At 63.5% G+C, this 13,828-nt stretch carries 14 protein-coding genes; 2 read left to right on the top strand and 12 right to left on the bottom strand.

Annotated elements, in window-relative coordinates; genetic code table 11:
- Nucleotides 1-35 precede the first annotated feature (35 nt).
- Genes V1278_RS28300 through V1278_RS28290 form a run of 3 tightly spaced genes read right to left on the bottom strand, consistent with a single transcriptional unit; the run spans nt 36 to nt 3,074 of the window.
- Nucleotides 36-1,547 carry a tripartite tricarboxylate transporter permease gene (locus V1278_RS28300; RefSeq protein WP_334382955.1) on the bottom strand — a complete coding sequence of 504 codons (1,512 nt, stop codon included), beginning with the start codon at nt 1,545-1,547 and terminating at the stop codon, nt 36-38.
- A gap of 3 nt (nt 1,548-1,550) precedes the next feature.
- The gene (locus V1278_RS28295) at nt 1,551-2,036 is read right to left on the bottom strand and encodes a tripartite tricarboxylate transporter TctB family protein (protein ID WP_028348941.1); all 486 of its coding nucleotides are present in this window, start codon (nt 2,034-2,036) and stop codon (nt 1,551-1,553) included.
- Between the two features lie 42 nt (nt 2,037-2,078).
- Complete coding sequence (locus V1278_RS28290; protein ID WP_334382954.1) at nt 2,079-3,074, bottom strand: tripartite tricarboxylate transporter substrate binding protein; 996 nt, start codon at nt 3,072-3,074, stop codon at nt 2,079-2,081.
- A gap of 222 nt (nt 3,075-3,296) precedes the next feature.
- On the opposite strand from V1278_RS28290, the gene V1278_RS28285 reads away from it, so the two are divergent.
- Nucleotides 3,297-3,767, top strand: a complete 471-nt coding sequence (locus V1278_RS28285; RefSeq protein ID WP_334367893.1) for an SRPBCC family protein — start codon at nt 3,297-3,299, stop codon at nt 3,765-3,767.
- Between the two features lie 7 nt (nt 3,768-3,774).
- Here V1278_RS28285 and V1278_RS28280 read toward each other — a convergent pair whose 3' ends face one another.
- The 9 genes from V1278_RS28280 to V1278_RS28240 all read right to left on the bottom strand — a co-directional run bounded on the left by V1278_RS28280 (nt 3,775) and on the right by V1278_RS28240 (nt 11,852).
- The gene (locus V1278_RS28280; RefSeq protein ID WP_334384279.1) at nt 3,775-4,533 is read right to left on the bottom strand and encodes a DUF3298 and DUF4163 domain-containing protein; all 759 of its coding nucleotides are present in this window, start codon (nt 4,531-4,533) and stop codon (nt 3,775-3,777) included.
- A gap of 65 nt (nt 4,534-4,598) precedes the next feature.
- Entirely contained in the window at nt 4,599-6,755 is a 2,157-nt protein-coding gene (gene scpA, locus V1278_RS28275; protein WP_334382953.1) for a methylmalonyl-CoA mutase, read from the bottom strand.
- 42 nt (nt 6,756-6,797) lie between these two features.
- The gene (locus V1278_RS28270; protein WP_334384278.1) at nt 6,798-7,262 is read right to left on the bottom strand and encodes a GFA family protein; all 465 of its coding nucleotides are present in this window, start codon (nt 7,260-7,262) and stop codon (nt 6,798-6,800) included.
- Entirely contained in the window at nt 7,262-9,130 is a 1,869-nt protein-coding gene (locus V1278_RS28265) for a methylmalonyl-CoA mutase family protein (protein ID WP_442893721.1), read from the bottom strand. The genes V1278_RS28270 and V1278_RS28265 overlap by 1 nt, the downstream gene beginning before the upstream one ends.
- A 92-nt stretch (nt 9,131-9,222) precedes the next feature.
- A complete protein-coding gene (gene folK, locus V1278_RS28260) occupies nt 9,223-9,714 on the bottom strand; it encodes a 2-amino-4-hydroxy-6-hydroxymethyldihydropteridine diphosphokinase (RefSeq protein ID WP_334367896.1) in 492 nt (163 codons plus the stop codon).
- A gap of 1 nt (nt 9,715) precedes the next feature.
- On the bottom strand, nt 9,716-10,087 hold the full coding sequence (gene folB, locus V1278_RS28255; RefSeq protein ID WP_334367897.1) for a dihydroneopterin aldolase: 372 nt from the start codon (nt 10,085-10,087) through the stop codon (nt 9,716-9,718).
- Complete coding sequence (folP, locus tag V1278_RS28250) at nt 10,084-10,938, bottom strand: dihydropteroate synthase (protein WP_442894409.1); 855 nt, start codon at nt 10,936-10,938, stop codon at nt 10,084-10,086. The genes folB and folP overlap by 4 nt, the downstream gene beginning before the upstream one ends.
- 89 nt (nt 10,939-11,027) lie before the next feature.
- Nucleotides 11,028-11,435 carry a DUF4332 domain-containing protein gene (locus V1278_RS28245; RefSeq protein WP_057848113.1) on the bottom strand — a complete coding sequence of 136 codons (408 nt, stop codon included), beginning with the start codon at nt 11,433-11,435 and terminating at the stop codon, nt 11,028-11,030.
- Between the two features lie 51 nt (nt 11,436-11,486).
- Nucleotides 11,487-11,852, bottom strand: coding sequence for a hypothetical protein (locus V1278_RS28240; protein ID WP_065744201.1), 366 nt, complete (start codon nt 11,850-11,852; stop codon nt 11,487-11,489).
- Nucleotides 11,853-12,178: 326 nt separating this feature from the next.
- Between V1278_RS28240 and V1278_RS28235 the strand changes: the two genes are divergently transcribed.
- Entirely contained in the window at nt 12,179-13,804 is a 1,626-nt protein-coding gene (locus V1278_RS28235; protein WP_334382950.1) for a helicase HerA-like domain-containing protein, read from the top strand.
- The last annotated feature ends 24 nt before the right edge of the window (nt 13,805-13,828 follow it).

Raw genomic sequence — 13,828 nt, 5'->3', positions numbered from 1 at the left:
ACGCCCGCGCCGTGCAGGCGAGGGGGCTCAGTCCTTCAGCGCGCCGACGTGGCAGGGACGGGGCTGCGTTTGAGCTTCCGCCATACCCAGACCAGCACCGGCCAGATCAGCGCGCCGATCGCCATGGCGGCGAGGATCGCGGCGATCGGCCGCTCGAAGAACGGCAGCACGCTGCCGTCGGACTTGATCAGCGAGGTCACAAAACTCTGCTCGATCATGGTGCCCATGACGATGCCGAGCACCATGGCAGCGACCGGATAGCCGTTTTCTTCCATGACGTAACCGATGACGCCAAAGGTTGCGACGATAACGACGCCGAATATGTTGTTGCCGATGGCGAAGGAGCCGACGGCGCAGCACAACATGATCACCGGCATCACCGTGGAGCGCGGCGCGCGCAGCACGAGGCTTGCGAGCCGGATCATGATGATGCCGAGCGGGATCATGATGATGTTGGCGATGATGAACATCAGGTAGATCGCATACATGCTCGACGCTTTTTCGGTGAACAGCGTCGGGCCGGGGTTGAGCCCCTTCATGTAAAGCACGCCGATCGCGATGGCCGCGATGGTGTCGCCGGGAATGCCGAACAGCAGCGAAGGCACCCAGCCCGAGGCGATGCTGGCATTGTTGCTGGCGCCGGCTTCGACCAGGCCCTCGACGTGGCCGGTTCCGAATTTCTCCGGTTCCTTCGAAAAGCGTTTGGACATGGCGTAGCTGACCCAGGCGGCCATGTCGGCGCCGGCGCCCGGCAGCACGCCGATGATGATGCCGATGATGTTCCCGCGCGTCATCTGCCAGTTGTACTTTTTGGTGAGCTTCCATTGGCCCGCCAAGATGCTTCCGAACCTGCGCCGCGGGATTGGCGGCGGCTCGGGCGTGAGCATCGCGCGCATGACCTGCGCCACCGCGAATACGCCGACCAGCGCCGGAATCGGTTCGATGCCGCCGAACAGATTGGTCATCCCAAACGTGAAGCGCGGCACGCCGCCGGGGTTTTCGATGCCGATGCAGGCGACGAGCAAGCCGATGAACATGCTGGCGATCGCCTTCACCGGGGAAGACCGCGCGACCAGCGTGGCGCACATCAGGCCGAGGAAAGCGAGCCAGAAATATTCGAAGGTCGAGAACGACAGCGCGATCTCGGCCAGCGGCGGCGCCAGGATCATCAGCGACAGCGTGCCTGCGATGCCGCCCACGGCGGAGAACCAGACACCGGCGCCGAGCGCGAGCTCGGCCTCGCCCTTGCGCGTCATCGCATAGGCTTCGTCTGCGTAAGCCGCCGAGGCGGGCGTGCCGGGAATGCGCAGCAGCGCGCCGGGGATGTCACCGGCGAAGATCGCCATCGTGGATGCGGCGACGATGGTGGCGATTGCGGCGATCGGTGACAGATAGAAGGTGACGGGGACCAGCAGCGCGGTCGCCATGGTCGCGGATAGCCCCGGCAGCGATCCGATGACGAGGCCATAGACCGATGCCGCGAGCATCGCGATGATGACTTCCCAGGTAGAGATGAGCGCAAGCGCTTGGGCGAGGGTGTTGAGCATCGATCACCAGGGCATCGGCAAAACGCCGGGCGGAAGCGGCACGCGCAGCAATTTTGAGAAAATCAGGTGGATGCCGATCGGCGCCAGCAGCGCGAGCGGCAACGCAACCTTCCAGCGGGCGCCGAGCGCCGTCGAGGTCACGTAGACGATCATCGCTGCCGTGAGGATGAAGCCGAGCCGGTCGGCGATAAACACGTAGAACAGCAACAGCGCCGGCGGGAGCAAAGCGCGCAGGCCATAGAGCTTGCCGGTTGGAGGCGGCGGTTGGCCGCCCTCGACCGGAATAAGGTGTTCTTCTTCCTCGAAGCTGCGGCCAATCCCGAACGCGATCGCGAGCCCGCACAGCGCGAGACCGGTGCCAATCACCAGCGGAAAGACGTTGGGCCCGACCGGCTGGCCGGGCACCGGCGGCAACTGCCAGCCGCCATACGCGGCAGCCGCGCCGAGGCCAACGAGAAACAATCCCGTGACGCGATCGGGTAGACGCATGAACTGGCTCCGCGGATATCGGGCGATGTCAGCCGATCAAGATCAGGCCTTGGAGAGACCGGCGGCCTTCATCGCCACGCCCATCTGGGCGTCGCCCTTCTCCATGAATGCGGCGAACTGGGCCGCATCGCCCCACACCGTTCCAAAGCCGCGATTGCTCATAAAGTCCTTGAACTCCTTGGAGTCGTAGACCTTCTTCAGCGACGCGGTGAGTTTCGTCGCCACGTCGGCCGGCAGACCCTTGGGGCCGGCAATGCCGCGCCAGGCGCCGGTCGAATAGTCGATGCCCATGGCTTCCTTCAGCGTTGGCACGTCCGGGAATGCAGGATTGCGGGCTGTAGCCATGACGGCGAGGCTGCGCGCCTTGCCGGCCTCGATGATCGCGCGGGCTTCCGGCACCGAGCAGGTGGTGAGGTCGAGACCGCCGGCAGCCAGATCCTGCATCGCGGGCGCGGCGCCGTTCGACGGCACCCAGGCCACGTGATTGGGGGCAAGTCCCATCGCCTGCATCCAGCCGACCAGTGCGAGATGCCAAATGCCGCCCTGGCCAGTGCCGGAGGCCTTGAACTTGCCGGCAGGGGCGGCCTTGATCGCATCCGCCAGTTCCTTCACGGTCTTGTAGGGCGAGGTGGAACTGACCTGGATGCCGGGCGGATCCTCGTTCATCAACGCCAGCGGCGTGTAGCTCTTGGGCGCCAGTTCAGTGAGCCCCTGCCAGTGCATCATCGAGATTTCCACCGTCAGCATGCCGATGGTGTAGCCGTCGGGCTGTGCGGTCGCGATCGCGGAATGGCCGACCACACCGGAGCCGCCGGTGCGGTTGACCACGTTGAACGGCTGGCCGAGGTCCTTTTCCAACAGCGCCGCGACAATGCGGGCGGTCGCGTCGGTGCCGCCGCCGGCACCCCAGGGCACGATCACGGTCACCGGCCGGGCCGGATAGGACTGCGCCAAAGCCGGCTTGAAACCGAAGCCTGCGACAGCCGCGGCAGCAACGGATGAAGCCGCGAAGGCGCGGCGCGTGATCTTTTTGGACATTGATGGTTCTCCCTGCGGCGTCCGTGATGCCGGGCGCTCTTGTGATGAGACATTCTAGGCGGCTTTGTGTTGGGGTCGCAAGGCATTGGCGAATGATGGGGGTCGGCGCCGGGTGGCATCTCGCCACATCCGGAAATCGGGTGGCGGGGATCGGGCCACCCGAAATAGGTATCCATCTGCGGCCCCAGTCATCGCGCCGCGATCGCTTACGAAGAGAGAGCCATGACGACAGCCTATTACAGCACCGTGCTGGACCATCCCATGGAAACCGTGTGGGCCCTGATCCGGGATTTCAACAATTATCCGGCGTATATCGAAGGGGTCAGTGAGAGCGTGATCGAGGATGACAAGGGCGGCGACGAAATCGGCGCGGTCAGACGCTTCTGCTATCTCGGCAACTGGATCAGGCAGCAACTCGCCGCTCACTCCGATCAAGCGCATTCGCTGACCTATGCAGGCATCGAGCCGCTGCCGTTTCCGGCCGGGTTGGCGCCGGACGCGACCGGGCCGACGCGCTATGAGGGAACGATGCACCTGCTTCCGGTCGTCGAGGGCAACCGGACCTTCATCGAATGGTCGGTGAAGCTCGACAGCGCGCCGCAGGATGCCGATCGCTGGCAAGCGCTGTTCCAGTCATGGATTCCGGATTGGACGCATTCGCTCGAACGGTCGCTCGCCCGCCTTGCTGCTTGATAATCAATCATTGCGGCCGGTCTTCGTCTTTCTTCGGTCGCGCGCCGCCGAAAATCCTGGCGCCCTCCGGCGTCAGATATGGCTTCAACGTCTCCCAGGGCACGAAGGCGACATACTCGCCTTCGGCATAGGAGCCGACCGCGTAAGGTGCGTAGTAAAAGTTCAGGCCGGAGCTCTTGCCTTCCTCGGTCGATGGCGCCAGTGCGATCGGGCCGATCTTGAGAAGCTTTGGCTCGATGCTTTCGATGGCGCTGACGTCCGTGCCTTCCGCGCCGCGTTTCTTTTTCTCGGCCGTGAGAGAGGCAATGACGCCTTGCCGCATCGCTTTCAGCGTCGGGCCGTTGTCAGCCGTTTCGGTGAAGAACGGACGGATGCTGATGCGTTTGCCCGCTGACTTGTCCCACAGGATGGTGTCGGACGCGCTGTTGGGGTGCGCGCCGCCAGTATATTCGTAATCGGCCCTGACGATGCTGACATAGCGGCCATCGACCACCGAGCGCGTGTCGTATTTCCGTTCATACGACCACGCGTTGCGGAACAGGTCCGGATCCTGCTTGCGTTCCTTGTCGGCATCGGCGCGGCGCGCCGAAGCCCATTTCTTGCCTTCCAGACAATCCGCGGCCAGCGGCGCGTCAGCCTTGATCTTGGCATCGAGTGTGACGCTGACCTCAACCGTTTTGGTCTTGATGGCGAAGTCCGGCTTGGTTTCGGCGGCGAGGGCAACACTCGGCGACGCGGTGCACGCCATTGCACCCGCAAAGCCCATTCTCTGGGCCGCAATGAAGACAGAGTTGCGCAAGGGCGATCCTGTGAAAGGGGCTGGCGGGGGAGCTACTCCGCCGCCTCGCTATGGCCGAGCCGGGCATTGAGCTTGTGGATCAGCTCTTCGGCGGCGTCCGAGATCACGGTGCCGGGCGGGAAGATCGCTTCGGCACCGGCCGCATACAGCGCCTCATAATCCTGCGGCGGGACCACGCCGCCGATGATGATCATGATGTCCTCGCGGCCGTGCTTTTTCAGCGCGGCCTTCAGTTCCGGTACGGCGGTTAGATGGGCCGCCGCCAGCGAGGAGACGCCGAGGATGTGGACGTCGTTCTCCACTGCCTGCCGCGCTGCCTCGTCGGCGGTAGCAAACAGCGGCCCGATATCGACGTCGAAGCCGACATCGGCAAAGGCGGACGCAATCACCTTCTGGCCGCGGTCGTGGCCGTCCTGGCCGATCTTGGCGACGAGGATGCGAGGCCGGCGGCCCTCGGCAGTCTCGAACGCATCGATCAGCGCCTGCACTTTTTCGACCCGGTTGGACATGGCGGACGCCTCCCGCTTGTAGACGCCGGTGATGGACTTGATCTCGGCGCGGTGACGCCCGAACACTTTTTCCATCGCGTCCGAAATTTCGCCGACGGTGGCTTTCGCCCGCGCCGCGTCGATGGCGAGCGCGAGCAGATTGCCATTGCCTTCGCCGGCGCTGCGCGTCAGCGCCGCCAGCGCCTGGTCGACTTCCTTCTGGTCACGCTCAGTGCGCAGCCGCTTCAGCTTGTCGATCTGCAGCCGCCGCACGGTGGAGTTTTCCACCTTGAGCACGTCGATCGGCGCTTCGTTGACCGGCTTGTACTTGTTGACGCCGATCACGGCCTGCTTGCCGGCATCGATCCGCGCCTGCGTCTTGGCGGAGGCCTCCTCGATACGCAGCTTCGGCACACCGGCCTCGATCGCCTTCGCCATGCCGCCGAGCGCCTCGACCTCCTGGATATGGCCCCAGGCTTTCACCGCGAGATCCCGCGTTAGCCGCTCGACGTAATAGGAGCCGCCCCAGGGATCGATGATGCGGTTGGTGCCGCTCTCCTGCTGCAGGAACAGTTGCGTGTTGCGGGCGATGCGGGCTGAAAAATCCGTCGGCAGCGCCAGCGCCTCGTCGAGCGCGTTGGTGTGCAGCGACTGCGTGTGGCCTTGGGTCGCCGCCATCGCCTCGATGGTGGTGCGCATCACATTGTTGAAGACGTCCTGCGCGGTCAGCGACCAGCCGGAAGTCTGGCAATGCGTGCGCAGCGACAGCGAGCGCGGGTCCTTGGGGTCGAACTGCTTCAACAATTTTGCCCAGAGCAGCCGCGCGGCGCGCATCTTGGCGACTTCCATGAAGAAGTTCATGCCGATCGCCCAGAAGAACGACAGCCGCGGCGCGAAGCGGTCGACGTCGAGACCCGCCGCAAGCCCGGCGCGCAGATATTCGACGCCGTCGGCCAGCGTGTAGGCCAGTTCGAGATCCTGCGTAGCTCCGGCTTCCTGCATGTGATAGCCGGAGATCGAGATCGAATTGTACTTCGGCATCTTTTGCGACGTGTACGCAAAAATGTCCGAGATGATCCGCATCGAGGGCCCCGGCGGATAGATGTAGGTGTTGCGCACCATGAACTCTTTCAGAATGTCGTTCTGAATGGTGCCTGACAATTTTTCCGGCGGAACGCCCTGTTCCTCGGCAGCCGCCACGAACAGCGCGAGGATCGGCAGCACCGCGCCATTCATGGTCATCGACACGCTCATCTGGTCGAGCGGAATGCCCGCAAACAGCGTGCGCATGTCGTAGATGGAATCGATCGCCACGCCGGCCATGCCGACGTCGCCGGAGACGCGCGGATGATCGGAATCGTAGCCGCGGTGGGTAGCGAGGTCGAACGCGACCGAAAGACCCTTCTGCCCGGCGGCGAGGTTACGGCGATAGAACGCGTTGGAATCCTCCGCCGTGGAGAAGCCGGCATACTGCCTGATCGTCCAGGGCTGGTTGACATACATCGTCGGGTAGGGGCCGCGGAGGTAGGGCGCGCTGCCCGGCCAGGTCTCCAGGAAATCGATGCCTTCGAGATCGGCCTCGCTGTAGGTGGGCTTTACGGGGATGCCCTCAGGCGTCAGCCACGGCTCGGCACTGCCGGCGGGCTGCGCGGGCGCGGTGGGTTCAAAGGCGATATTCGCAAAGTTCGGTATGCGGCTCATGTTACCCATTATACCATATCTGGCTGGCCGAGATCGCCACCCCTAATCATGGTCCGGATGCTGGTGGCTGACGATGGTCGCCATCTTCTCCGGGCCGTAATTCTGCTGCGTGGTCTGGCTCGGCAGGTTGGCGATGCCGACCACCCAGCCGAGCCGGGATTCGGTGCCATATTGCCGGGTTGGCACGACGAGGTCTGGGCGGTCGAACGTGCCGGTCATGATCTCGATCCGGGGGCCGCCGATCAACCGGTAGGTCAGCGGCGTGCCGCAGGAGGAGCAGAAATCGCGCTCCGCGATCGAAGAAGATTGGAACGACGCCGGCTTACCGCGGGTCCAGGTGAAATGCTCGTGCTCGATATCGGCGAGGGAGGCGAAGGGTGCGCCCGATGCCTTCTGGCACATCCGGCAATGGCAGATGCTGACCTTGGGCGGCACTTTCGACACGGCAAAGCGGATGGCGCCGCACTGGCAGCCGCCGGTCAGGACCGTCTTGTGGTTGGTTTCCATCATGCTCGCTCCATCCGCTGCCAGGCCGCTTGCAGCATCGCCAGCGCATCCCCGCCGGCAAAGATGAAATCGCCGACGCCGGCGGAACGCAGCGCGGCCTCCTGTGTGCCGGGCCGCCCTGCCAGATAGATATGCTTGGCGCCGGCCGCTTGAAGGGCCTTGGCGGCGGGTGCCGCGTGTTCCGCATAGACCTTGTCGGATGAGCACAGGCAGGCGATTGCCGCGCCGGACGCCGTGAATGCGGCAGCGAGTGCCGCGGGATCCGTAAAACCTTGCGTGTCGATCGGCTCGATGCCGCCGGTCTCGAAGAAGCTCTTGGCAAAGGTCGCACGTGCCGTGAAAGCGGCTGGTGTGCCGAGGTTGGCGAGAAAGATTTTCGGCCGCGCGCCCGATGCCTTGAGCTTTTCGTCCGATTTATCGCGCAGGGCCTCGAACGGCGCGGCCAGCCGCATCGGCGTGAGCGGATCGAACTTGTACTTCGCCTCGCCATACGGCGGCAGCACGATCGGCGCAGCTTCCAGCACAGCGATTTCGTCCTCATGCAGGTTCGGAAATTCGCTGGCGCCGGTCAGCACGTCCCTGCGCTTGGCAATATTGGCCTCGCGCGCCGCGCGGGTTGCGGCGACCTTGCGCTGGTTGACGTTTTGTTCGAGGCCGGCGAACATGCCACCAGCCTTCTCGATTTCCTGGAACAGCGACCATGCAGCTTCGCAGAGCTGCCTCGTCAGCGTTTCGATGCCGCCGGAGCCCGCTGCCGGATCGCTCACCTTGGCGAGATTGGATTCTTCCAAAAGCACCAGTTGCGTGTTGCGCGCGACACGCCGCGCGAACGGATCAGGCAGCCCAAGCGCCAGCGTGTGCGGCAATACGGTGATGGCGTTGGCGCCGCCGAGGCCGGCGGAGAAGGTCGCCATCGTCGCGCGCAGCATGTTCACATAAGGGTCGCGCTGCGTCAGCATGCGCCAGGCGGTATCGGCGGCGATGAACAGCGGTTTGGGCGTCAGGCCACAGGCCTGCTCGATCCGCGCCCACAACAGCCGCAGCGCGCGGAATTTTGCCAGCGTCAGAAACTGATCGGCATCGGCGGCAAGCCGTGCATAGACCATGCCCTGCGCATCTTCGAGCGTAATCCCGGCCTGTTCGATCGCGCGCAGGTAAGCGACGCCGGAGGCGAGCACGAATGCAAGCTCCTGCGCTTCCGATCCTCCGGCATCGTGGATCACCCGTCCATCGGCCGCTGCGAACGGACCCTTAAAGCCCATGGCGGTGAGGCCCTGGATCGCACTGGTAACCGCGGGCACGATTTCGTCCCAGCTATGGGGACTGGAGCCCGACACCGCACAGGATCCCAGCGGGTCGAGACCGAAACGGATATCGCAGGCCGCGGGATTAAGTCCTTTGCGTTTGATGTATTCGGCGACGTGAATGGCCGCCATGCGCGACTGCGGGCCGATCTGCAGCTCGATGCCGATGCCGGCGTCGAGATAGATGCCGTCGAGAACCGCTTCGACGGCTTCGGCCGAAGGGTCCAATCCAAACCCGTGGGCGGCATTGGCGCCAGCGAACACCAGTATCAGCCCGGTGGCGCCGTTTTCGAGATCGTGCAGCGCCTGCGCGTTGGCCGCTTTGGCGTCGGGATGATCGATCTGCTGCATAACCTGCCAGGGCACGGCGGCGGCACGACCGGCGACCGGCGCGGCGCCTTTCGCGCGGCGATAGATCGGATCGATTTTCAACCCGTCGGACGTCTTGCTGACCAGTTTCTCGAACGGTGCGCCTTTCAGCACCCCGTCGACCAGCTTGCGCCAGTCCTCGTAGGTCGCCGCCGGAAACTCCGCGGCCAATGTCAGCTCATCGTTATCGGTCATCCGGCCCATTATTCCCTGGTCGTCTCTTGATTTGGCCGGAAATTGCCACGGGGCGGCCGCCAAGCCAAACGGTTGTTTTGGGTCTTTCGGGCTCAATCGAGGTCGGGTAACCGCTCAATCCCCTCGGTCGACAATTGTGCCAGCGCATCCCGCACGCGGCGTCCCGCAATGACACGGTCGGGAACGATCTCGACCAGCGGCACCAGCACAAAGGCGCGCTCGAAAACCCGCGGGTGCGGCAGCGTCAGTTCCGGCCTGTCGAGGCTGACGTCATCATAGGCGATCAGGTCGAGGTCGAGGGTGCGTGGACCCCAGCGTGTCTCATGAGCGCGGTCGCGGCCGAACTTTTTCTCGATCTTGTGCAGCGTGAAGAGCAGCGCATGCGGATCGAGGCTGGTTTCGATCTCGATGCAGGCGTTGATGAAGGGCGCCTGGTGTTCCTCGCCCCAGGGCGGGGTGATGTAGTCAGAGGAACGCGCGAGCAGCGCTGCCTGGGTCATGCCGCAAATACTGGAGATGGCCTTTTTGAACGTCGCGCGGACATCGCCGACATTGCCGCCGAGCGCGATCAGCACATCGGCCATGTCAGGGCGATTGCCGTTTGCGCACGAGTACCACGCCGACATCCTCGAAGATCTCGGCGATCGGCGCATGCGGCTTGTGCACGGTGACCTTGAGCGCATGGGCGCGTGGGAACGCCGCGAAAATCGCGTCGGAAACGGCGCCGGCCGCACGCTCCAAAAGCTTGTAGTTGGTGTTCGTGAACGCGGCGGTAGCGGTCTCGACCACGCTGGCATAAGACACTGTGTCGGACAGGCGATCAGAGTGCGAGGATTCTGACAGGTCGACGGAGAGTTCGATATCGATCACGAACCGCTGCCCGACTTTGGTCTCGTGCTCCATCACGCCGTGGCGGGCATGGATGACGACGCCGGTGATGAAAATCGTATCGCTCATTGCCGTTCCCTGATTGCCGCAGCCACCCGCAGCGCCTGTACGGTTTCGGCGACGTCATGCGCCCGGATGATCCGCGCCCCGTTTTGGGCCGCCAGCAGATGCGCGGCAATCGAGCCGCCGAGGCGTTGATGCGGTTCCGACGGCGTCACCGTGCTGATGAAACGCTTGCGCGATGCGCCGACCAATACTGGAAGGCCGAGCGACTGCAACTCGCCGAGCCGCGCCAGCGCGGTCATGCTCTGCTCGGGCGTCTTGCCGAAGCCGATGCCGGGGTCGAGCACGATCTTGTCGGATGAAATTCCCGCCTTCGCGGCGATGTCGAGAGAGCGCGCAAAGAAAGCGGCGATATCCTGCATGATGTCTACAGCAGGATCGGCCCGCTCGCGGTTATGCATCACGATGACGGGCGCACCACGCTCCGCGATCAGCCCGGCCATGCCGGAATCGCGCTGCAGCCCCCAGACATCGTTGGCGATTGTCGCACCCTGATCGAGCGCCCAGGCGACGACGGCCGACTTCATGCTGTCGATCGACACGGGAATGCCGAGCGCGACGACATCGGATAGTATCGGCTGCAGGCGCTTCAATTCCTCTTCCGCCGAGATCGGTTCCGATCCGTAGGGCCGGGTCGATTCCGCGCCAATGTCGATGATGTCGGCACCCTCGGCGATCATCCGCCGGGCTTGAGCCAGCGCCCGCTCCGGGGTGGCGAATTGACCGCCGTCCGAGAACGAATCCGGCGTCAAATTCAGTACGCCCATCACCGCCGGATAGGGTCTGGACAGCAGCGCAGGCAGCACCGATTGACCGGCCGGACCGGACGCAGCGGGAGGTCTGGGCTTGGCTGCCATCATGCGGTCGCTTTGCGCGGTCCGCGCTGCCGAGTCAAGGCGTGAGGGCCGGCACCGCGGGGCTGGTCTGGCGGTTCAGTCGCTGATCTTCAATAGCTGATTTTGGGCGGCAGCTTGCGCGCTTGCTCGATCAGTTGCTCGACTGATCGTTCGGAGGGCAAAACCCGGACGAGTTTGCACTTCGTGTTCACGTCTTTCATGTTCTGGGCGAGTCGCGCCGGGTTGCGATGGGCGAGTTCGCGTACCGTGGTGACGCCCGCGGCGCGCATCAGGCCCACCTTGGCCTTGCCCATCCCGGGAATGCGCATGTAGTCGGAAAAATTGGCCCATTCCAGCAGTTGCTGCTCGCTGATGCCGGTCTTCGCTGCGAGCGACTTGCGCCCTTTCACGGTGCGAGCGGCCTCCAGCAGCGCATCGGTCGTGCGAATGCCCAACGATTTCAGTTTCGAGGCAGAGTAGGCGGTCAAGCCGTCGATCTCGGAAAGGGGATAAGTCATGATACCAGATGAAAAAAGAATGTGCCCGGGCCGAATGTGTTCACCAAGATGCTATGCAAACTGGCTGAGGCCCGGTGTCCCTGAAATGATTTCGCCCATTTGATCTGCTCCGATTTTGTCGCGACCGAACCTGAAAAGTTCACGCGCCACGCTTTGAATTTCACTCATGCCCAGACCGAGCGCCATCAGCCTGGTGCCAACCGCCATCAAGCCTCCGCCCATCAGCTTCGCGAAGCCGCCATTGCTGCTGGAAGCCGCAATCGCAGCTTCGGCGCCCGGAATTTGGTCGATCAGAGCCTGAACCTTGTCGGAGGGGCCCTCGTTGCGGAGAAAACCCAGAACGATGCCGATGGTTTTTTCAGCGACAGCGCGATCGATACCGGCCTTGGAGGCCAGTCGCCCTACCAGTTCGTCCATATTGCCCCGTCCCCAAACCGGCTTTACCGGGTCGTCTACTTGCAAATTTATCTTGAGCGCCTGCGATCTGAAATACAAGCGATCCGCACGTGCGAAGACCTAGATCGAGTCGCGAGTGTTGCAGCAATGCAAGAGTGAAGGCCGGATTTACGCTGACTTGTTGCGCTGCGCTCTCGATTTTTCTGCCGAAGGTTGGAAAAAAGCATGAGAAGCATGAACGAAGAGGCGGGCGAATGCTCACGTATTTACCGCCGACGGTTTCAATCGGCGGGCAGGATGCGATATGATCGCCAACCAAATCCCCCGGCGCGCGAAGAGGCGATGCGATGGTGACTTCCGATAACAAGACGGCCGATACCGAAGAGAAGATCTTCATCGGAAAGGGCGAACAGACGGCTTGGCTGACGCTGGCGCTTGCCAATCGGCATGGCCTCGTCACCGGAGCGACCGGCACCGGCAAGACCGTGTCGCTGCAGGTGATGGCGGAGGGCTTTGCCCGCGCCGGTGTTCCCGTGTTCGCGGCCGATATCAAGGGCGATCTGTCCGGAATTGCTGAAGTCGGTGAAGCAAAAGACTTCATTCTTAAGCGCGCCGGCGAGATGGGCCTCAAATTCCAGCCCGACCAGTTCTCGACGGTGTTCTGGGACGTATTCGGCGAGCAGGGCCATCCGGTGCGCGCTACGGTTACGGAAATGGGGCCGCTGTTGCTATCGCGAATGCTCGACCTGAACGACGTGCAGGAAGGCGTCCTCAACGTCGCATTCCGCGTGGCGGATGAAAACGGATTACCTCTGCTCGACATGAAGGATCTGCGGTCGCTGCTGGATGCGATCGCGCCCGCCGGCGGTAAAAGGGGGCCGGATGCCGAGGAGGATGAACACGCGGAGATCCGAAAGGCCGCGCAGAGCTTCGGCAATGTCAGCAAGGCAACGATCGGGACAATTCAGCGTCAGCTTCTGGTGCTGGAAAACCAGGGCGGAACGAAATTTTTCGGGGAGCCGGCGCTTTTGCTGAAAGACTTCATGAAGACCGACAGCGACGGCCGGGGAATGGTCAATATTCTGGTCGCTGACAAGCTGATGCAGAACCCGAGGCTCTACGCGACCTTCCTGCTGTGGATGCTGTCGGAGCTGTTCGAAGAGCTGCCGGAAGCCGGCGACCTGCCGAAGCCGAAACTGGTCTTCTTCTTCGATGAGGCGCATCTGTTGTTCAACGATGCGCCGAAGGCATTGCTCGACAAGATCGAGCAGGTGGTCCGCCTAATCCGCTCCAAGGGCGTCGGCGTCTATTTCGTCACGCAAAATCCGATCGACGTGCCGGACAAGGTGCTGGCACAGTTAGGCAACCGCGTGCAGCACGCGTTGCGCGCCTTCACGCCGCGCGACCAGAAGGCGGTGAACGCGGCGGCGCAGACCTTCCGGCCGAACCCCAAGCTCGACACCGCTCGCGTCATCATGGAACTCGGCAAAGGCGAGGCGCTGGTGTCGTTCCTCGAAGGCGGCGGCACGCCGACCATGGTCGAACGCGTCATGATCCGGCCGCCGACGGCGCGGATCGGGCCGATCACGCCGGAAGAGCGCACGGCGATCATGGGCAAGAGCCCGGTCAAAGGCAAATACGACACCGCGGTCGACGCCGAATCCGCCTACGAGATGCTGCAGAAGCGGGTGGCTACGACGGCGGCGCCTGCGGAAGGGCAGGATGGGGCTGGTGGCGGTGGCGGCATTCTCGGCCAGATCGGCTCGATCGTCGGCACGATCTTCGGCACCAACGTCAGGCGCGGCAGGCTGACGACTGGTCAAGTCATCGCTCGAGACGTCACCCGTTCGGTCACCAATAAGGTCGTCGGTGGCATCGTCGCCGATCTCGGCAAGTCGGTCGGCGGATCGCTCGGCGGTTCAGTTGGTCGCGCGCTGGTGCGCGGCGCGCTCGGCGGCTTGCTGCGCCGATAGGAGTTTTTGAGCGAAGGTGGTAGT

Origin of the sequence: Bradyrhizobium sp. AZCC 1577, from assembly GCF_036924575.1 — a bacterium.
In the GTDB taxonomy this organism is placed as follows: domain Bacteria; phylum Pseudomonadota; class Alphaproteobacteria; order Rhizobiales; family Xanthobacteraceae; genus Bradyrhizobium.
Note: the sequence above shows the minus strand (reverse complement) of the source record. Positions and strands in the feature narration are given on the sequence as shown.